We start from the raw sequence: 18,116 nt of genomic DNA, 5'->3' as shown, positions 1-18,116 counted from the left end.
ATAAGCTTTTAATTTAAGCGCTTTTTACTTTTTTTTGTATGAAACTTGGAATTTCTTCTGCTGTTTTTTGATTGTCTTCGCCTCTTTGATTACGAGGTTGATATGCGTGAAGAACGTGAAGTTTGCAGTAAATTCTTTCATCCATAGGAGTTCTTCCGCAGAAATAAAAATCTTTTTCATCAGGGTGACCAATTGGCCATCTACAAGTCTTATCAGTTAAGTTTTCTAAACTCACTGGATTTTCAGGTTCAAAATCTTTTTCAATCACTATGGCTCTTAGACCTCTAGGTCTTCTCGTTCTTCTTTGAACTGGACCTTTTTTTTGTTGAAACTGAGCGTTATTAATTCTTGGAGATGAAATCATTCTTGATTGAGTTCTACCTGCAAGATTTAAACGGTGTGCTTTTCCAATGACTGCGTTTCTTGAAATATCATCACCTATCATTCTTGCGATTTGACTAGCTGTATGACCTTCTGCCCAAAGTTTTTTAAGTTGTTCTGTTTTTTCGTCTGTCCAAGCCATGTCAGATGTTATATTAACCATATCTTGCATACTCAATTTAATTGAACACAAGATGTTGATGAAAAAATGTAGTAAAAATGACCTTTTTTTGAAAAAACCTTATATATCCACATTTTTTAAGCCTTTTTATAAATTAACTGATAATGAGAAGCCATGAGCGCTATTCAATACAAATATAAGATCGGTGTAAGAAGATTTGGTTATGTGAACTGGGTTGGTTTTTACACTTTATATTTAAAAGAAGTTCAAAGATTTTTTAAAGTTTGGGTACAAACTATTGTTTCACCTATTGTTACTTTATTATTATTTTTAACTGTATTCAGTTTGGCCATAGGTTCTGAAAGAACTGATGTGCTTGGACATAAGTTTACTGTATTTTTAGTCCCAGGATTAATTGCAATGCAAATTATGCAAAATGCTTTTGCAAACACATCTTCTTCTTTAATGATTTCTAAGGTTCAGGGAAATATCGTTGATATTTTATTCCCTCCATTATCAGCTGGTGAAGTTACATTTTCTTTAATTTTAGGTGGTGTTACTAGAGGTTTGGTTGTTGGTTTTTTCTCAATTTTAGTGTCATTATTTTTTATTAAAATTCCATTTGCACATATTTTTTATGTGATAGTTTTTGGTATTTTAGGTTCTTGCTTACTGGCAGCGCTTGGTTTTATTGCAGGTCTTTGGGCTGAAAAATTTGATAATATGGCAGCTGTTACAAATTTTATTGTTGTCCCATTATCATTTTTATCTGGAACGTTTTTTTCAATAAATAGATTAGAAGGTCACATTCATACGATTAGTCAATTTAATCCATTCTTTTATGTTATTGATGGTTTCAGATACGGATTTTTAGGTCAATCAGATTCTAATGTTTATTTTGGAATGCTAATTTTGTTTGTTTGTAACATGATTTTAATTGGTTTATGTTATCTTCTTTTTAAAAAGGGTTATAAAATTAAAGCTTAATAATTATGAGTGCAATTCTTGGAACATATGCAAGAAGACCGGTATCTTTTTCTCACGGAAAAGGATGCTATTTGTTTTCTATGTCTAACGATAAATACCTAGATTTTGTATCAGGTATTGCTGTAAATGCATTGGGTCATTGTCATGATCACCTTGTTAAAACTGTTCAAGAGCAAGCTGCAAAATTATGGCATGTTTCAAATGCTTTTGAAATTCCAGAGCAAGAAAAACTTGCTCAAAGATTGGTTGAAAATACTTTTGCAGATTACGTTATATTTATGAATTCTGGCGCAGAAGCTACTGAAGCAAGTATTAAAATTGCTAGAAAATATTTTTTTGAAAAAGGTCAGCCTGAAAAAAATAGAATTATAACTTTTAAAGGAGCCTTTCATGGAAGAACGTTAGCTTCTTTATTTGCTGCAAATAATCCTGATCATATCAAAGGCTTTGAGCCAAAAGTTGAAGGCTTTGATCAAGTTGATTTTGGAGATCATGAAGCTTTAAAAAAAGCAATTAATAAAAATACAGCAGCTATTATGGTTGAGACTATTTTGGGTGAAGGTGGAATAAAAATTATTCCAGATCAATGTTTACAAGGACTAAGAAAATTGTGCGATGAACATGATCTTTTATTAATTTTAGATGAGGTTCAATGTGGAATTGGAAGATCAGGAAAGTTTTTTGCCTTTGATTGGGCGGGAATCGAACCTGATATAGTTCCTATTGCCAAAGGAATTGGTGGAGGTTTTCCGGTAGGCGCTTGTTTAGTTAATAAAAAAGCAGGAAGTGGAATGAAGCCTGGAAATCATGGTTCTACTTTTGGCGGTAACCCATTGGCAATGAGTGTGGGGAATGCGGTTTTAGATATTATTTTAGAAAAAGGATTTTTAGAAAATGTTGTTAAAATTGGAGAATATTTTGAAGCTCAACTTTTAAAATTAAAAGAAAAATACCCAAGCGTTATTGAAGAAGTAAGAGGTAAGGGATTATTAAGAGGTATAAAACTAAAATCAGATAATGCTAAATTTATAAATGAGCTATTTGAGCATAAAATGTTGGCTGTAAAAGCATCTGAAAATGTAGTGAGATTATTGCCTCCTTTAATCGTTAAAGAAAAAGAAATTGATGAAGCTATTTCAATTATTAAGAAAGTATGTGAAAAATTAAAATGAAACATTTTTTAGATTTATCTTTAATTCCAAAATTAGATTTGCATCATATTCTTTCTGAAGCAAAAAGAAGAAAAGCAAAACAAAGCAAAGAAGGCAAAGTAGTCGTATCAGAACCATCGAATGGTAAAGATAAATTATTGTTGATGGTTTTTGAAAAACCCTCAACTAGAACAAGACTTTCCTTTGATCTTGCAATGAGACAGTTAGGTGGAGAGACAATTGTAATGAACGCTAATGATATGCATCTTGGAAAAGGTGAAGAAAGTGTACAAGATACTGCAAAAGTGATTTCAGGCTTTTCTGATATTGTAATGTTTAGAACTTTTGAGCACCAAACATTAATCGAATTATCAAAACTCTTAACTGTACCTTTGATCAATGGGTTAACAAATTCAAGTCATCCATGTCAGCTTTTGAGCGATGTGATGACATTTGAAGAACAAAAAGGTTCAATTAAAGGGGCTAAAGTTGCCTGGGTTGGAGATGGAAATAACGTTACGAATTCTGCAATAGAAGCAGCAGTTCAATTTGATTTTGAACTTAATATTTGTGTTCCAAAAAACTATTTACCATCAAAAAAAGTTTTAGATTGGGCGGAAAAGCAAGGTGGAAAAATTAACCTTTTTCATGATGCAAAAAAAGGTGTAGCTGGAGCTGATTGCATTATGTCTGACAAGTGGGTTTCGATGGGTGATCAAGGTGACATTAAAAAGAAAAAGAGTGATTTGAAACAGTTCCAAGTTAATGATGAATTAATGAGTCTTGCAAAACCAGATTCAATTTATCTACATGTATTACCAGCAGCAAGAGAAGAAGAGGTTACCTCTTCTGTTATTGATGGGAAACAATCTTTAGTATGGCAGCAAGCAGAAAATAGATTGCACGGTCAAAAGGCGATTATTGATTGGTGCTTATCAGATTAATTTCTCCAAAAAGCAGGTAAAAATAAAACTAAAACAGTAAGTAACTCTAGTCTACCAAGCAGCATTCCTAAACTTAAAAGCCACTTTGCACTATTAGATAATATAAAAAAATTTCCATCTGGTCCAATGACATGACCAAGTCCTGGACCTACATTTGAAATTGAGGTTGCAGCCGCTGAAACAGAAGTAATTAAATCTAATCCAGTAAGCGATAGTAAAAGTGTTAAAATAAAGAATATAAATATGTATAGACAAACAAAAGCAAGAACCGAAGTTAAAAATTGATCATTAATATTTTGGTTGTTGTACTTTATTGGGAACACCCCATTAGGATAAAATATTTTTTTAACCTGTTGATCTATAAAAGATAAAATAATTTGAAATCTAAAAACTTTTATCCCGCAAGTTGTTGAAGCAGAGCAACCACCCACAAACATTAAAACTAAAAAGAAAAAAACAGAAAAATTTCCCCATGCGCTAAAATCTTTAGTTGTATATCCAGTTCCTGTTATAATAGATGTTACATTAAATGCTGCATCTCTTAGCGCTAAAATTAAAGCATCACTTCTATTTACGTAGGAGTGAATTGTGATGATTAATATTGATCCAATTAAAATTAAAAAAAAACCTATTATTTGTTTATCTTTAAAAAATACAAACAAATCTCCTCTTGTAAATTTTATGTAAGCTAAAAAAGGTACACTCCCTGTAATAATAAATATGATAGCAACCACCTCTATTAGTGAACTATTAAAGTAACCGATAGATTGACTGTGAGTAGAGTAACCACCAGTTGATACTGTCGTTAGAGCATGATTTATTGCATCAAAAACATTCATGCCGGCAAGCCAATAAGCCAAAGAACATAAGATGGTGATGAAAATATAAATTTTTGTGATTGATAAGGCAATTTCAGTAACCTTTGGAACTACTTTTTCAACTTCCATACCTTCTGATCTAAATAACTGCATTCCACCGATATTTAACAACGGCAAAATAGTAATTGCCATAACGATAATACCAATCCCCCCAAGCCATTGAAGCAATGATCTCCAAACCAAAATTCCCTTTGAAGCTCTTTCAATGTCTGGCAGTATTGTAGATCCTGTGGTGGTGATACCAGATACACTCTCAAAAAATGCATCTGTAAAAGTTAAATCAAGTGATGAAAAATATAGAGGTATAGCTCCAAAAAAACAAATAGATAACCAGGCAAGATTTGTCATTAAAAAAGCTTGTTGGACATTCAAAGATCTATCTTTGGTTTGGCTTATTAATACTAATAGCGTTCCAATAAATGCTGACAAAATTCCAGTTACTAGAAAGTGTTGCGATTTATCACCAATTGTCATTTCAACAATGTGAGGAATAATCATGAAACCAGATAAGATTATAATTAGATATCCGATAATTAGGAAAGTAGTTTTTAATCCAGAATTCATTTCGAAGCAGTTAAAATGAAATTATATTAATATTTTTTTTAGACAACTTTTGAAATGTTTGTAATTTGAAAAAAGCTAATTTTAGCCTATAAACAAAATACTTATGAGTTCAGAATATTTAAACTCCAACGCATGGCCATTTGTTGAAGCAAGAGCAATCCTTAAAAGAAAAGGAAAAGCATTAGAAAAGAAAGGTCATGTCTTATTTCAAACCGGGTATGGCCCGAGCGGATTACCTCATATTGGAACTTTTGGAGAAGTTTGTAGAACAACTATGGTCATTCAGGCATTTAAAAAAATTTCTGATATTCCAGTAAAATTATTTACCTTTTCAGATGATATGGATGGACTTAGAAAAGTTCCAGAGAACATTCCTAATAGCGACTTATTAGAAAAAAATTTAAATAAACCTTTAACTGCAGTTCCAGATCCTTTTGAAAAATTTCCAAGTTTTGGTGAACATAACAACGCAATGTTAAAAACGTTTTTAGATAAATTTAATTTCAATTATGAATTCAAAAGCTCAACTCAAATGTATAAGACTGGTGAATTTAATAATGAACTAATCAATGTTTTAAAAAATTATGAAAAGATAATGAATATCATTTTACCAACACTTGGTAGTGATAGAAAGAAAACGTACAGCCCTTTTCTACCTATCTGTCCAGATACTGGCAAAGTTTTAGAAATACCAATTGTTGAGATTGATGAAAAACAAAATGAGGTAGTTTTTGATAACAATGGAAAGAAATTTAAAACTAAAGTTACCGATGGTGCTTGCAAATTACAATGGAAAGTTGATTGGGCAATGCGATGGTCAGCACTTAAAGTTGATTTTGAAATGTATGGAAAAGATTTAATACCAAGCGCTGAACTATCAGGTCAAATTTGTAAAACATTAGGAAGCCCAACCCCAAATGGTTTTGCTTATGAATTATTTTTAGATGAAAAAGGAGAGAAGATTTCAAAATCAAAAGGGAACGGTATTACTATTGAAGAGTGGTTAAAATACGCGACCCAAGAAAGCTTAGCATTATATATGTATCAAAATCCACAAAGAGCTAAAAAACTCTATCCGCAAGTTATTCCTAAAGCAGTAGATGAATATTTAACTTTTCTAGAAAAATTTGACGGTCAAGAAATCAAAGAGCAATTAGGTAATCCAGTATGGCACGTTCACAATGGTTTTCCCCCTAAAGAAAAGAATGTAATTTCCTTTGGTGTACTTTTGAATTTAGTCAGCGCAAGTAATGCTGAAAATGAAGAAGTTTTATGGAAGTTTATTAATAACTATAGTTCAAATATTGTTAAAGAAGATCATCCTATACTTCAAAAATTAACTAAAAATGCAATTCAATATTTTAATGACATTGTAAAGCCTTCAAAAAAATATAGGCCTGCAAATGAAAACGAGAAAAAAGCAATAATGGATTTAATTGAAGTCTTAAAAAAAATGCCAGATGGGAAAGATCCCTCAGAGATACAAACTGAAGTTTTTACAGTTGGAAAAAATTATTATCCAAAAGAAAAATTAAGAGATTGGTTTAAAGCAATTTATGAAATTGTATTTGGAGATGAACAAGGACCAAGAATGGGTTCGTTTATCAGCTTTTTTGGACGTGAAGAAACTATTAAATTGCTAGAGGACAGTTTAAAAAGATAGAATGTTTTATGATATTTTTAACTCATTTTTAAAACAAACCGACCCAGAAGTTGCACATCAATTAGCAATAAAATTTTTAAAAACAAATATCATTCCATTTGATTTATTTAAATTTAAACCTCATGAAAAATTGAGGTCCAAAGTTTTTGGTATTGAGTTTGAAAATCCTATAGGGCTAGCAGCTGGATTTGATAAAAATGCAGAAGTTTATAACTCTATCTACAAATTAGGATTTGGTTATGCAGAGGTTGGCACAATTACACCAAAACCTCAAGAGGGAAATACAAAGCCAAGAGTATTTAGATTAAATCAAGACAAAGCTATTATTAATCGACTTGGCTTTCCAAACGAAGGTATGGAAAAAATTTTTAATCGTATTGCTAATAATTTGAATAATGGAATTTTAGGTATTAATATTGGACCAAATAAAGAAAATGCCACTAAAAATGATGACTATCTCATATGTTTAGAAAAATTTTATGATCAAGCTGATTATATAGCCATTAATATTTCATCTCCGAATACACCAAACCTAAGATCACTGCATGATAAAGAAAAAATTATTAATCTAATTGATGCAATATTAAATTTTAGAAATCAAAATGAAAAAATAAAACCTATTGTATTTAAACTATCACCCAATATTGACATTTCAGAAATTAATAATTTATCTGAAATTTTTTTGGATAAAAAAATTGATGGTCTAATTTTAACAAATACTTCTGTTGAAGGAAAAGAAGACTTATTGGATGAAAACAAAAGAGAAGCTGGTGGCTTATCTGGTAGCCCAATTAACTTAGTATCGAACAAAGTTATTTTGAATTTTTACAAAAATCTAAGAGGCAAAATTCCTATTATTGGCGTAGGTGGAGTAAATGATGGAAAAACGGCTTATGAAAAAATTAAATGTGGGGCAAATTTAGTACAACTTTATACTTCTATGGTTTTTAAAGGCCCTTATGTAGCTTCTAATATTAATAAAGAATTAGTTGAGCTCTTAAAACAAGATGGTTTAAAAAATATTTCAGAAGCTGTCGGTATAAATGCTAATTAAAATTAGCATGTGATTTAATATAACTTGTATTGTTAAGTGTTTTCGAATTTTTAAATAGTCTAAGTTTTTAAGATATTTGTTATCAATTAGATAGATCCCAAAAAAACACAATGAGTAAATAAATAATTTAATTTGTATTTGGATAAATATTTCTACAAAAATTAGTAACACAGGTGTGATTACAATGAAAAAAATTAATTTTTTCGAAACATTTTCTTTTTCAAAAAAAATAGTCATTAACCAACTTGAACCAAATAAAAAACTTAAAATTACTAACGAATATATCGAGAAAAGATCAAAGATAAAAAAATTCTTGTAAAGAAAACTTGTAATAGCAAGAATGTAAAAGGGAATTGCTCCTGAGTAGCATAATGTTTTAACAAAGCTTAGGTGATTCATTACAATACTTTTTTAAATGAGTATGCGACTGCAATTCCTACTATTATAGCTATACTCACAGATGCTATTCCATAAATTACCGGATAATTTTGTGAAACATTTATAATTAAATTTGTAAAACTATTAAATTCTGGTGGAATAGTACTGGCAATATTCATTGATGGTAAAATTTTAGAAAAGAACAAATCATAACCAAATTTAAAACCAAAAGTTAAAATCAAAATTGAAAGTAAACCTCTTAATTCTTCACCAGCAAGTTTACTGCTTATAATTGAACCTAGTTGCGCACCAATGACAGAGCCAAGCGCTAATATGAATACAAGATAAATATCGATAGTATAGTTTGCTATTGCATGAAGCAAAGTTACTATGATCATAACAAATATCATTGCAAAAAGTGATGTGCCTGGAACGAGTTTGGCTGGCATACCGATTATATAAATTAGGATTGGAACGAGAATAAAACCTCCTCCTACGCCAAGCAATGATGATATCAGACCGATAAGTATTCCAAAAAATATTGGACCAATAGCACTAATATATAACTTTGAAGCATGAATTCTTACTTTAAAGGGTAAATTGTGTATCCAATAATGTTGATGCATTCTTCTTTTAATGAATTTATTGTTTCTAATTCTTCTCATTTCACTCAAGCTTTCATAAAACATCATTAGTCCTATAGAGCTTAGTAATATGAAATATGAAATAGATATCAGACTGTTAATTGTCCCTTTTTTTAAAAAGAAAATAAAAATTTCAACACCTATGATTGATCCTATGAGACCGCCGATTAAAATTAAAACTCCCATTTTTACATCAATGTGATTTTTAAAATAATGGGCTAATGACCCAGATACTGATGCAGCTAAGATATTATTTGCTCCATTTGCAACTGCATACACAGGAGGTATTCCTAAAAAAATTAATATAGGCGTCATTAGGAATCCGCCTCCAATTCCTAGTAAACCTGTTAAAAAACCCACTGCGGCACTGATTAGTAGTAATAATGGAATATTAATTGTTACTTCTGCAATCGGTAAGTAAAAATCAAACATTTAACATTGTTTATTATTTAATTACAATTATGCCTCTAATTATTAATTGTCAAACGGACAGAGCGCATAAAATGCCTCTAAAAACACCTTGACCAAAACATTTTAAGGAAATATATCCTGACCACCTATGGCAAATATATGTGAATTAACTGGCAAAAGACCGATGAGTGGACATAAGGTGTCTCACGCTAATAACAAAACTAAAAGGAAGTTTTTTCCTAATCTAAAAAAAGTTTCTCTTAAAAGTGAGTTATTAAAAAAGAATGTCAGTTTGAAAATTTCAACAAGAGCTTTAAAGGCTGTTGATTTTAGAGGTGGTCTTGATCAGTTTTTAATTAGAGCAAAAAATAAAAATTTAGCACCAAGAATAAAAAAATTGAAGAAAGCTCTAATGGTTAAAACAAAAGCCAAAGCTAATTGATTAATAAAAAGCTAATACCTTACATTCTATCAATGATGTTAATTGTTTTGGCATCTAACTATTTAGTTCAATTTCCATTTAATTTTTTAAATCTTAATGATGTTTTAACTTGGGGAGCTTTCACATATCCGGTTGCTTTTTTAGTTACCGATTTAGCAAATAGACTTCATGGGATCAATTTCACTAAAAGAGTAATTCATGTAGGTTTTGTTTGGGGAATTTTAATTTCTTTATTTTTTTCAGTCAGTGAATTTAATTTAATTTCACTAAGGATTGTTATTGGATCAGGGACAGCTTTTTTAATAGCTCAATTGCTGGATGCAAATATTTTCAATAAATTAAGAGATCATAAGTTATGGTTTATACCTCCATTTTTATCATCAATTATTTCATCTGCCATTGATACAATTTTATTTTTCTCAATTGCATTTTACGGTACCGAAGTTCCATGGGTAACTTTAGCGTTAGGTGATTTTGTTGTTAAGATTATAATTGCAATGTTAATGCTTGTACCATTTAGATTGATGGTCAAAAATTTAGAATTAATTCAAGGTTCTTTTTTTAGTAGGTGAGTTAATAAATAAGTCTACAAGTTGATCTACCATTGCATCACCTAGTTCTTGAACATCTGCAATCTTTATAGCTTTTTCATAATAGTTAGTTACATCATGCCCAATTCCGATTGCATTAATTTCTATATCAGAATTGTTTTCGATCCATTGCACCACTCTTTTTAAATGTTGTTCTAAATAACTTGGAGAATTTACTGAAAGCGTAGAGTCATCAACAGGAGCGCCATCAGAGATAACCATAATAATTTTTCTTTCCTCTTTTCTTTTTTTTAAGCGATTGTAAGTCCAAAGAATTGCTTCACCATCAATATTTTCTTTTAAAATTCCTTCTTTTAACATTAACCCTAAATTATTTTTAGATCTTCTCCACGGTGTATCTGCAGACTTATAAATAATATGACAAAGATCATTTAATCGACCAGGACTTTCTTTTTTATGTTTCATCCAAAGCTCTCTACTTTTTCCACCTTTCCAGTTCATGGTGGTAAAACCTAAAATTTCAACTTTAACTGAACATCGTTCTAACGTTCTAGATAGTATATCTGCGCAAATCGCTGCTATAGTAATTGGCCTCCCTCTCATTGATCCTGAGTTATCAATCAGTAAGGTTACAACCGTATCTTTAAAATCAATATCTTTTTCTTTTTTGTAAGAGAGAGAATTAAATGGATCTATAATAATTCTAGGTAGCTTAGATGCATCCAATAATCCTTCTTCAAGATCAAAATTCCATGACCTATTTTGTTTAGCTAAAAGTTTTCTTTGCAATTTATTTGCCAGTCTCGAAATGAAGGATTGTAGAGATGATAGTTGGATATCAAGATTGTTTCTCAATTTAAAAATCTCTTCATCTGTTATAAGCTCATTTGCTTCTAATACTTTGTCGAATTGATTTGTAAAAATTTTATATTTTTTATTATCATTTGATACTTGCTTTTGAGATCTAGTAGTTTGTATATCTTCATCATCACTATCCTCTAAAGCAATCTCTTGATCATTTAAACTTGGGTCAAAATCTATTTCTGGAACAAGATTTTCCATATCAAATTCTGGATTTTGAGATTGTTGATTTTCTTGTTCTTGTAATTGTTGTTTTTCGCTATCTTGCTCCTTATTATTGTCTTCATTATCCTCTTCATTTTGTGCGTTCTGTGGATTTTGATTTTGGTCTTGAATCTCTAGATCATCAATAATTGATTGAACTTTTTTGCCATATGTCTCCTGATCATTTAAGCTTTTAGTTAATGATGATATTTTATCAGAAACTTTGTTGTCAAAAATTTCATTCCATCTCTTAAAATCTTCTTTTTTATTTTCTGGAATTTTAAAATCTAATACCTTACCGCGTAGATATGCTTCAAATGCGTCAGCAATAAAATTTTGTGAATGCACATTGCTTTCCGAAATTTTTTTTTGATAAAAATTATTTAAATTACTTTTAATACCTTTGTATTGATCTGAGCCAATTTTTTCATATCTGATTTTCTCAGCAATATTATAAATAGTTTTACTAATTGTTCCAGTTGGAAGGTTTTTATTTAATATATTTTCATCACTATATTTTATTTTTAAAGCCTCACTATCTGCCAGGACTCTTGCCTCTAGAATTTCTTCTTTATTTTCGGAAGATAAAATTTTTGGTTTAGTAATTTTTTCAAATTTTTCTCTTTTTTCCTTTAAATTACTTCTCGCAATTGCTTTTGCAGTAGAGTGAATTGCAGTTTTATACTTTTCTAAATTTGGGTGGTCAGCCATTAGGTTTGGAATTTTTATCTTCTGTTGACAAAACATCCTCTCCAAAGCATCTTTGGTAGTATTCTGAAATGATAGGTCTTTCTAGTTCATCACACTTGTTTAAAAATGATACTTTGAAAGAATGTTTTAAATCAGAAAAAATTTTATAATTATCGGCCCATGTTAAAACCGTTCTTGGACTCATTACAGTTGATATGTCTCCATTCGCAAATCCATTTCGAGTAAGATTCGCGACTTGCACCATATTTTTTATAATTTGTTTACCGTCATTTGAGTTTAAAAACTCACACTTTGCTAGAATGATTGCCTCTTCTTTTTTGGGATCAAGATAGTTTAGAGTTGTAACAATATTCCATCTATCCATTTGGCCCTGATTAATTTGTTGGGTTCCATGATAAAGTCCACTTGTATCTCCAAGCCCAATTGTATTTGCCGTTGCAAACAATCTAAAAGAATTATTTGGCTTTATGACTTTATTTTTATCTAAAAGTGTAAACTTACCCTCGGTTTCCAAAACCCTTTGAATAACAAACATTACATCTGGTCTCCCAGCATCGTACTCATCAAAAACTAACGCCACTGGATTTTGTAGTGACCAAGGCAAAATACCTTCTTTAAATTCTGTAATTTGTTTTCCGTCCTTAATCACAATTGCATCTTTACCTATTAAATCGATACGGCTTACGTGACTGTCTAAATTTACTCTAACACAAGGCCAATTCAATCTTGCTGCAACTTGCTCAATGTGTGTTGATTTACCTGTACCGTGATACCCTTGAACCATTACTCTTTTATTATTTGAAAAACCGGCAAGAATTGCCAAAGTAGTCTCTTTATCAAAGATGTAATTATTATCTATTTCCGGGACATAATCATTTTTGTCAGAAAAAGCTGGGACTTCTATATCTGTATCAATATTAAAAGTTTGTTTAACAGAAATCTTTAAATCTGGTTGTTCAGCAAACATTAATTAAGCTACCTTTTGTTTATCGCTTAGCGATGTTTTTAAATACGAATATGCGATTGTAATTTCTTTTAGTTTTTCTTCGTATTTTTTGTCGCCCGCATTCATATCAGGGTGATATTTTTTAACAAGTTTTTTGAACTGTTCTTTTATCGCTAACCAAGTAATATTTGGTTTAAGATCCATTTTTTTTAAAGCTGCAATTTGTTTGTCAGTATATTTTTGGTTCTCTTGATTTAAGGTATTTTTAAATTTTGAAAGGTTTAACAACTCATCTTCAATAGCATTGTTCCATAATTCATGAAAAAAAGTATCCATTGATCCAAATTTTTGTGTTTTTCTATGTCCAATAATATCTTTGAACACAAAGTCTTCTATTTGTGCTTGAGACATACCTTCAAAGAAATCCCATTTTTTATTATACTCTTTAATATGATCCTCGCAGAACCATAGATAGTCACCTTCACCCTTAGTTGGAGCTTTGAACTCGCCAAGTTGTTTACAAGAATCCCAATTACAATTTAGGTCTTGGTTTTTTGTATATTGTTCAAAGTGATGCTGACATAATACTTTGTATTCTTTATTTTTTTTATCTCTTATCAGTACTTCTTTAAAACCACGTTCAAAACAATTTATTTTTTCGCAACTTTTTTTCATAAACAATATATAATATAAAATAATCATGAATGCCGAAACATTAATTAAAAAAAAACTTTTAAATAATTTAGGAATTAATGATGTTGAAGTTGTTAACAATTCTCATTTACATCAAAATCATCAACAATCTCCAAATAATGGCATAAGTCATTTCAAATTAATTATTAAAGATAAGCAACTAAGTGAACTTCCAAAAGTTAAATCACATCAAAAGATTTATTCATGTCTTTCAGAAGAAATGAAGAGTTTTATTCATGCTTTAGAAATTGAAATTATTAATGCTTAGTAGATTTTTCTAATATAATTTTGATTTGAGTAATTTGATTTTTATTTTTATTTAGAATTTCATAAACAATGTTATCGAATTTGAATGTTTGACCGACTTCAGGCAAAGCTTCTGTTTTAAAAATAATATAACCAGCTAGTGTTGAAGAATCATTTTCTGGAAGATTTAAATCTAGCTCACGATTAATGTCTCTAATATTTACATCTCCTCTTATTCTATATTGATTTTCATTTATTCTTCTTATTCCAATTGTAGAGAAGTCCTTTTCATCAAAGATGTTTCCAACAATTTCTTCAATTATATCCTCTAATGATATTAGTCCCATTAGCTCTCCATACTCATCTACTACAAATGCAATCTTTTCTTTTCTTTTAATAAACTCATTAAGTTGATCTTTTACTTTTGTGGTTTCGGGTATAAACCACGGTTTAATAATACCTCGTTTAACTTTTTCTAAGCTTATTTTACCATCATCATCTAAATTACTTAAAATATTTTTGGCGTGAATAATGCCCAAAATATTATTTGGGTCATCTTTCCACACAGGTATTCTACTAAACGAGCTGGAAGCAATAGTTGAGTATATTTTTTTTGTTTCATTTAAATTTAGAGAAAATATATTTTTTCTGTGAGTCATAATTTTTTCAACTGTAATTTCCTTTAAGTCGAGAATTGCATTGATCATTTCGCTTTCATCTTTATGCAAGTCTCCTTCATCTTCGTGCATATCAATCATATTACGTATATCTTCGGTCACTGAATTTGTAGAATTTTTATGATCAATTCCAAAAATTTTGTATGTTGTGTGATTTAGAAATTTTAAAACCAAGTTTATTGGATAAAATATTTTTACAAAAATTGTTAATGGAGTTGAAAAAAATAAAGCAAATCGGTCTGCTTTTATCAAAGCAATATTTTTAGGTAAAACCTCTGCAAAAATTACAATTAAGCAAGTCATTACAAGAGTAGAATAAAAAATTCCATCACTACCAAAGTATTCAATTAAAACTGCTGTTGCTAAAACTGATGCAAGAATATTCACTATATTATTACCAACTAAAATAGAGCTAATAAGATCATTTTTATTATCTATTAGTTTTAGGAGCTTTTTAGCTTTTCGATCACCTTTATTCGCAAGTTTATGAATCTTACTTCTATTTACCGACGTTACGGATGTTTCTGAACCAGAAAACATCCCTGAGATAACGATGAGTATTGCGATGTAAAAAATGGGTAAATAATTAGTAAATTCCATTTTTTAAATCTTTTTGAATTAAGGGAATAAATGTTTTTTTCAATGTTGTTTCCTTAATTATAGATAAACCAATTTTTTTTAAAAGAATTATTTTAATTTTTTTTCCATCAGATTTTTTATCGTTACTCATAATTTGAAAAACTTTCTTGATATTTTTCGAGTTCACAAATTTCTTATACTGGAAATTTAATTTTAATTTTTGATATAAAGATAAAATACTTTCGAGTTCGTGCCTTTTTAAGTATCCCATTTGATTTGATAATCTTGAAGCCAAAGCCATTCCAATAAGTACAGCCTCACCATGAATTATCTTTTTAGAATACCCAGTCACGGTTTCAATTGCATGTGCGAACGTATGTCCAAAATTTAATATCGCTCTTAAATTTTTTTCTTTTTCATCTTTTTTTACTACGTAAGCTTTATGTTTGCAGCTAGTATAAATAGCATCGGTAATTAGATTTTTAGATTTTTTATTTATAATTTTTTTTCCATTTTTATTTAACCAATTAAAAAATTTTTTATCTAAAATTAATGAATATTTTAAAACCTCAGCAAAACCTGCAATCATCTCTCTTCTTGGAAGAGTATTTAGAGTATCAATATCAATTAAAACAAAATTAGGTTGAAAAAAAGTTCCAACAAGATTTTTTCCAAAATTATTATTTATTCCAGTTTTACCCCCCACAGATGAGTCTACTTGAGAAAGAAGAGTTGTTGGAACTTGAACAAAATTGATACCTCTTTTAAATATACTTGATGCAAAACCTGCAAGGTCACCAATCACTCCTCCGCCCACTGCGATAACACAGTCATTTCTACCAAAGTTACATTTAGATAATAAATTTGTGATTTTGATTAAAAATTGATCCTGTTTTATAACTTCACCATCTGGCAAAATTATAGTGTAATATTTTATTCCTTTTGTATTTTTCTTTAAACTTAACGTATATTTTTTTGGAATTTTTTTTGAGGATACTATTAAAATATTTTTTGTATTTTTAAGGTGTTTTTTTTTAAAAAAACTAAATTTTGATAATATATTTTGACCAATATAAATTGGGTATTTTTTTGAAGAAGTTTTTACAATTAGTGTTTTCATAATATTTCTATAATTTTTTTTACGATATTTTTTTTGTTATCAGACTTTGTTCTAATTGTATAATTGGCTTTAGTATATTGCTCTTTTCTACTGTCATAAATTTCTTTAATAGATTTTTTTAAATTCTTATAGTTTAACAAAGGTCTTTTATTCTTTGATTTATTAAGCCTTTCATAAATAGTTTCTAAACTGGGACTAATCCATATTGAAAGACCTAGTTTATTAATTTTTCTTCTTATAGCGCTATTTAAAAAAGCACCACCCCCAAGTGACAAAACTTTTGGATTACCATCTATAAGTTTAACACAAATTTTTTCTTCAATTTTCCTAAAATATGTTTCACCTTTTGTTTCAAAAATTTGAGGGATTGTTTTTTTGCATTTAAGCTCAATTTCTTTGTCACTATCAATAAAGTTAATATTTAGTGATTTTGCAAGCTCTTTACCAATAGAGGTTTTACCAGAGCCCATCATTCCGACTAAAACTATTGTTTTTAACATTGTGTGCTGAATAATATTAATTTAATAACATATTTTTGACTAAAATGTTTATAAAACTAATTCTTAATGATTAAAAATTTTATACTTAAAAAAATATTTCCTATCGTATTAATTGTTTATGGAGCAATGTACTTAGTTAATTATTTAGATATATCACCAGAAACAAAAGCAAGTAAGAAAACCTTACCTAATGATATCGCTGTTAAAGTTAAGTAAAAGAATTTTAATTTTATCTATTTTTGTATCCTCATCATCTTTAGTTTTGAGTGAGCCTAAAGATATATGGAAACAGTCACAAGAAATAACTATTAAGGAAAATCAAAATAAAAAAATCGAAAATTCAGAAAATAATTTAAATAAAGATTTACCCCAAACTACTTTTGATAAAGAAAAATTAAATTTAAGTGTAAATGAAATTAGTCAATCTGAAGAAATAAATGATCAGGAACTTATTTTTGGATTATACGAACCTGAGGATACGAAAATAAACTTAAATTTTTGGTCTGATGTTGATAATAATTTATATAGCAGAGTTTTCGAGACATTATTAAATAAAGAAAAAAACAGTTTAGTTGCTGTTTCAGAAAAAGTATTATTTTCAAAATCAAATATAAATGTTTTTGAAGATAAAGGAGAGAGACATCTAAGCTTTATTGCTGATTGGTTAATAAATAATCAAAAGATGAAACTTATTGATCAGGTTATTGATCAGAACAAAATCATTAATAAAAATGCTAAATTATTAAAATTTTTGTTTACTCATTATTTGTCTTTAGGCCAAATAGATAAAGCGTGTGGTTACACCAAGTTAATGACTGTTAATGTCCAGAGTATTGATTTAGAAAAATATAAAATTTTTTGTTTAATAAATAATAAAAAAATTAAACAAGCCCAGTCTCAACTTGAGTTAACGCGAGAAACATCTTCTTTGGATAATTTTTTTGTTGGAAAGGTAAATTTTTTGATAGGCATAAGTGATCAAAAGAGTGATATAAATTTTGATAATGTTTTCTACACACACCTTACTCTTATCACGAATGATAGTCTTGAATTAAAATATAATAATTTTTCAAAATCTAAAGAATTAAGAAATTATTTTTTTAAAAGTAATTTAGCTAATAAACTTTTAGATGACGCAATGAAAGATACATCCCCAGACAAAAAAAAGGAATTAAATGATTTAGTAATTTTTTTAGAACGTTCAGTGAATGAAGATCTTTATCCTTATGAAAAAATTTTAGATATTTATAAAAAATATAATTTTTCATTTAACCAGTTATTTCAAGTTGAAGATGCTGTAAAAAATTTGAGACGTCCCGAGTCTCATGCAATTTTATATCAAGCAATGTTACTTGCTCAAAAACCTGATATCAAATTAAAGATTTTAAATAATTTTAAAGATAAATTAAC

General features: G+C 29.1%; 19 protein-coding genes. 9 read left to right on the top strand and 10 right to left on the bottom strand.

Translation table 11 applies throughout. From position 1 onward, the window contains the following. Window positions 1–13 precede the first annotated feature (13 nt). Complete coding sequence (locus ACTTAQ_RS04615) at window positions 14–523, bottom strand: GcrA family cell cycle regulator (RefSeq protein ID WP_440696082.1); 510 nt, start codon at window positions 521–523, stop codon at window positions 14–16. A gap of 153 nt (window positions 524–676) precedes the next feature. Here ACTTAQ_RS04615 and ACTTAQ_RS04610 point away from each other — a divergent pair, with 153 nt between their 5' ends. Genes ACTTAQ_RS04610 through argF form a run of 3 tightly spaced genes read left to right on the top strand, consistent with a single transcriptional unit; the run spans window position 677 to window position 3,584 of the window. After that, on the top strand, window positions 677–1,489 hold the full coding sequence (locus ACTTAQ_RS04610; protein WP_440695964.1) for an ABC transporter permease: 813 nt from the start codon (window positions 677–679) through the stop codon (window positions 1,487–1,489). Between the two features lie 5 nt (window positions 1,490–1,494). Continuing rightward, entirely contained in the window at window positions 1,495–2,661 is a 1,167-nt protein-coding gene (locus ACTTAQ_RS04605; protein WP_440695962.1) for an aspartate aminotransferase family protein, read from the top strand. Beyond that, a complete protein-coding gene (gene argF, locus ACTTAQ_RS04600) occupies window positions 2,658–3,584 on the top strand; it encodes an ornithine carbamoyltransferase (RefSeq protein WP_440695960.1) in 927 nt (308 codons plus the stop codon). The genes ACTTAQ_RS04605 and argF overlap by 4 nt, the downstream gene beginning before the upstream one ends. On the opposite strand, the gene ACTTAQ_RS04595 is transcribed toward argF, so the two are convergent. Next, on the bottom strand, window positions 3,581–5,026 hold the full coding sequence (locus tag ACTTAQ_RS04595) for a TrkH family potassium uptake protein (protein ID WP_440695958.1): 1,446 nt from the start codon (window positions 5,024–5,026) through the stop codon (window positions 3,581–3,583). The genes argF and ACTTAQ_RS04595 overlap by 4 nt on opposite strands. Before the next feature lie 103 nt (window positions 5,027–5,129). Between ACTTAQ_RS04595 and ACTTAQ_RS04590 the strand changes: the two genes are divergently transcribed. Then, complete coding sequence (locus tag ACTTAQ_RS04590; RefSeq protein WP_440695956.1) at window positions 5,130–6,689, top strand: lysine--tRNA ligase; 1,560 nt, start codon at window positions 5,130–5,132, stop codon at window positions 6,687–6,689. A 1-nt stretch (window position 6,690) separates the two neighbouring features. Further along, on the top strand, window positions 6,691–7,743 hold the full coding sequence (locus ACTTAQ_RS04585; protein WP_440695954.1) for a quinone-dependent dihydroorotate dehydrogenase: 1,053 nt from the start codon (window positions 6,691–6,693) through the stop codon (window positions 7,741–7,743). Here the strand turns inward: ACTTAQ_RS04585 and ACTTAQ_RS04580 are convergent. Both ACTTAQ_RS04580 and ACTTAQ_RS04575 read right to left on the bottom strand, forming a co-directional pair. Further along, window positions 7,714–8,142: a DUF3429 domain-containing protein gene (locus tag ACTTAQ_RS04580; protein WP_440695952.1), complete on the bottom strand. Its 429-nt coding sequence runs from the start codon at window positions 8,140–8,142 to the stop codon at window positions 7,714–7,716. The genes ACTTAQ_RS04585 and ACTTAQ_RS04580 overlap by 30 nt on opposite strands. Continuing rightward, window positions 8,142–9,197: a TSUP family transporter gene (locus ACTTAQ_RS04575; RefSeq protein WP_440695950.1), complete on the bottom strand. Its 1,056-nt coding sequence runs from the start codon at window positions 9,195–9,197 to the stop codon at window positions 8,142–8,144. Before ACTTAQ_RS04575 ends, ACTTAQ_RS04580 begins: the two co-directional genes overlap by 1 nt. A gap of 127 nt (window positions 9,198–9,324) precedes the next feature. Here ACTTAQ_RS04575 and rpmB point away from each other — a divergent pair, with 127 nt between their 5' ends. Together rpmB and ACTTAQ_RS04565 are read left to right on the top strand one after the other, a co-directional pair. Continuing rightward, window positions 9,325–9,618: a 50S ribosomal protein L28 gene (gene rpmB, locus ACTTAQ_RS04570; protein ID WP_009360635.1), complete on the top strand. Its 294-nt coding sequence runs from the start codon at window positions 9,325–9,327 to the stop codon at window positions 9,616–9,618. A gap of 32 nt (window positions 9,619–9,650) precedes the next feature. After that, entirely contained in the window at window positions 9,651–10,190 is a 540-nt protein-coding gene (locus ACTTAQ_RS04565) for a queuosine precursor transporter (protein WP_440696080.1), read from the top strand. Here ACTTAQ_RS04565 and ACTTAQ_RS04560 read toward each other — a convergent pair. From ACTTAQ_RS04560 to ACTTAQ_RS04550, 3 genes are read right to left on the bottom strand one after another with little or no spacing between them, the layout of a single operon-like run. After that, window positions 10,161–11,945, bottom strand: coding sequence for a cobaltochelatase CobT-related protein (locus ACTTAQ_RS04560; protein WP_440695948.1), 1,785 nt, complete (start codon window positions 11,943–11,945; stop codon window positions 10,161–10,163). The genes ACTTAQ_RS04565 and ACTTAQ_RS04560 overlap by 30 nt on opposite strands. Beyond that, window positions 11,938–12,912 carry an AAA family ATPase gene (locus tag ACTTAQ_RS04555; RefSeq protein ID WP_009360632.1) on the bottom strand — a complete coding sequence of 325 codons (975 nt, stop codon included), beginning with the start codon at window positions 12,910–12,912 and terminating at the stop codon, window positions 11,938–11,940. The genes ACTTAQ_RS04560 and ACTTAQ_RS04555 overlap by 8 nt, the downstream gene beginning before the upstream one ends. Before the next feature lie 3 nt (window positions 12,913–12,915). After that, window positions 12,916–13,566, bottom strand: coding sequence for a DnaJ domain-containing protein (locus ACTTAQ_RS04550; protein WP_440695946.1), 651 nt, complete (start codon window positions 13,564–13,566; stop codon window positions 12,916–12,918). 25 nt (window positions 13,567–13,591) lie between these two features. Between ACTTAQ_RS04550 and ACTTAQ_RS04545 the strand changes: the two genes are divergently transcribed. Further along, window positions 13,592–13,852 (top strand): BolA family protein, encoded by a 261-nt coding sequence (locus tag ACTTAQ_RS04545; RefSeq protein ID WP_440695944.1) that lies wholly within the window; start codon window positions 13,592–13,594, stop codon window positions 13,850–13,852. Here ACTTAQ_RS04545 and ACTTAQ_RS04540 read toward each other — a convergent pair. The 3 genes from ACTTAQ_RS04540 to ACTTAQ_RS04530 are packed head-to-tail and all read right to left on the bottom strand — an operon-like array spanning window position 13,842 to window position 16,706. Next, window positions 13,842–15,107 carry an HlyC/CorC family transporter gene (locus ACTTAQ_RS04540; protein WP_440695942.1) on the bottom strand — a complete coding sequence of 422 codons (1,266 nt, stop codon included), beginning with the start codon at window positions 15,105–15,107 and terminating at the stop codon, window positions 13,842–13,844. The genes ACTTAQ_RS04545 and ACTTAQ_RS04540 overlap by 11 nt on opposite strands. After that, entirely contained in the window at window positions 15,094–16,206 is a 1,113-nt protein-coding gene (gene aroB / locus ACTTAQ_RS04535; protein WP_440695940.1) for a 3-dehydroquinate synthase, read from the bottom strand. The genes ACTTAQ_RS04540 and aroB overlap by 14 nt, the downstream gene beginning before the upstream one ends. Then, complete coding sequence (locus tag ACTTAQ_RS04530; protein ID WP_440695938.1) at window positions 16,203–16,706, bottom strand: shikimate kinase; 504 nt, start codon at window positions 16,704–16,706, stop codon at window positions 16,203–16,205. The genes aroB and ACTTAQ_RS04530 overlap by 4 nt, the downstream gene beginning before the upstream one ends. Before the next feature lie 190 nt (window positions 16,707–16,896). On the opposite strand from ACTTAQ_RS04530, the gene ACTTAQ_RS04525 reads away from it, so the two are divergent. Beyond that, window positions 16,897–18,116, top strand: a 1,220-nt coding sequence (locus ACTTAQ_RS04525) for a hypothetical protein (RefSeq protein WP_440695936.1), incomplete at its 3' end; no start/stop codon positions are given.

Origin of the sequence: Candidatus Pelagibacter sp. HIMB109 (assembly GCF_052048155.1) — a bacterium.
Classification (GTDB): Bacteria; Pseudomonadota; Alphaproteobacteria; order Pelagibacterales; family Pelagibacteraceae; genus HIMB114.
Note: the sequence above shows the minus strand (reverse complement) of the source record. Positions and strands in the feature narration are given on the sequence as shown.

Coding starts and splice junctions, on each gene's coding strand:
- ACTTAQ_RS04580 (WP_440695952.1), bottom strand. CDS start 8,142: ATGAATCACCTAAGCTTTGTTAAAACATTATGCTACTCAGGAGCAATT.
- ACTTAQ_RS04575 (WP_440695950.1), bottom strand. CDS start 9,197: ATGTTTGATTTTTACTTACCGATTGCAGAAGTAACAATTAATATTCCA.
- ACTTAQ_RS04555 (WP_009360632.1), bottom strand. CDS start 12,912: ATGTTTGCTGAACAACCAGATTTAAAGATTTCTGTTAAACAAACTTTT.
- ACTTAQ_RS04605 (WP_440695962.1), top strand. CDS start 1,495: ATGAGTGCAATTCTTGGAACATATGCAAGAAGACCGGTATCTTTTTCT.
- argF (WP_440695960.1), top strand. CDS start 2,658: ATGAAACATTTTTTAGATTTATCTTTAATTCCAAAATTAGATTTGCAT.
- ACTTAQ_RS04615 (WP_440696082.1), bottom strand. CDS start 523: ATGGCTTGGACAGACGAAAAAACAGAACAACTTAAAAAACTTTGGGCA.
- ACTTAQ_RS04545 (WP_440695944.1), top strand. CDS start 13,592: ATGAATGCCGAAACATTAATTAAAAAAAAACTTTTAAATAATTTAGGA.
- ACTTAQ_RS04595 (WP_440695958.1), bottom strand. CDS start 5,026: ATGAATTCTGGATTAAAAACTACTTTCCTAATTATCGGATATCTAATT.
- ACTTAQ_RS04540 (WP_440695942.1), bottom strand. CDS start 15,107: ATGGAATTTACTAATTATTTACCCATTTTTTACATCGCAATACTCATC.
- ACTTAQ_RS04530 (WP_440695938.1), bottom strand. CDS start 16,706: ATGTTAAAAACAATAGTTTTAGTCGGAATGATGGGCTCTGGTAAAACC.
- rpmB (WP_009360635.1), top strand. CDS start 9,325: ATGGCAAATATATGTGAATTAACTGGCAAAAGACCGATGAGTGGACAT.
- ACTTAQ_RS04550 (WP_440695946.1), bottom strand. CDS start 13,566: ATGAAAAAAAGTTGCGAAAAAATAAATTGTTTTGAACGTGGTTTTAAA.
- ACTTAQ_RS04590 (WP_440695956.1), top strand. CDS start 5,130: ATGAGTTCAGAATATTTAAACTCCAACGCATGGCCATTTGTTGAAGCA.
- ACTTAQ_RS04560 (WP_440695948.1), bottom strand. CDS start 11,945: ATGGCTGACCACCCAAATTTAGAAAAGTATAAAACTGCAATTCACTCT.
- ACTTAQ_RS04585 (WP_440695954.1), top strand. CDS start 6,691: ATGTTTTATGATATTTTTAACTCATTTTTAAAACAAACCGACCCAGAA.
- aroB (WP_440695940.1), bottom strand. CDS start 16,206: ATGAAAACACTAATTGTAAAAACTTCTTCAAAAAAATACCCAATTTAT.
- ACTTAQ_RS04565 (WP_440696080.1), top strand. CDS start 9,651: ATGATGTTAATTGTTTTGGCATCTAACTATTTAGTTCAATTTCCATTT.
- ACTTAQ_RS04610 (WP_440695964.1), top strand. CDS start 677: ATGAGCGCTATTCAATACAAATATAAGATCGGTGTAAGAAGATTTGGT.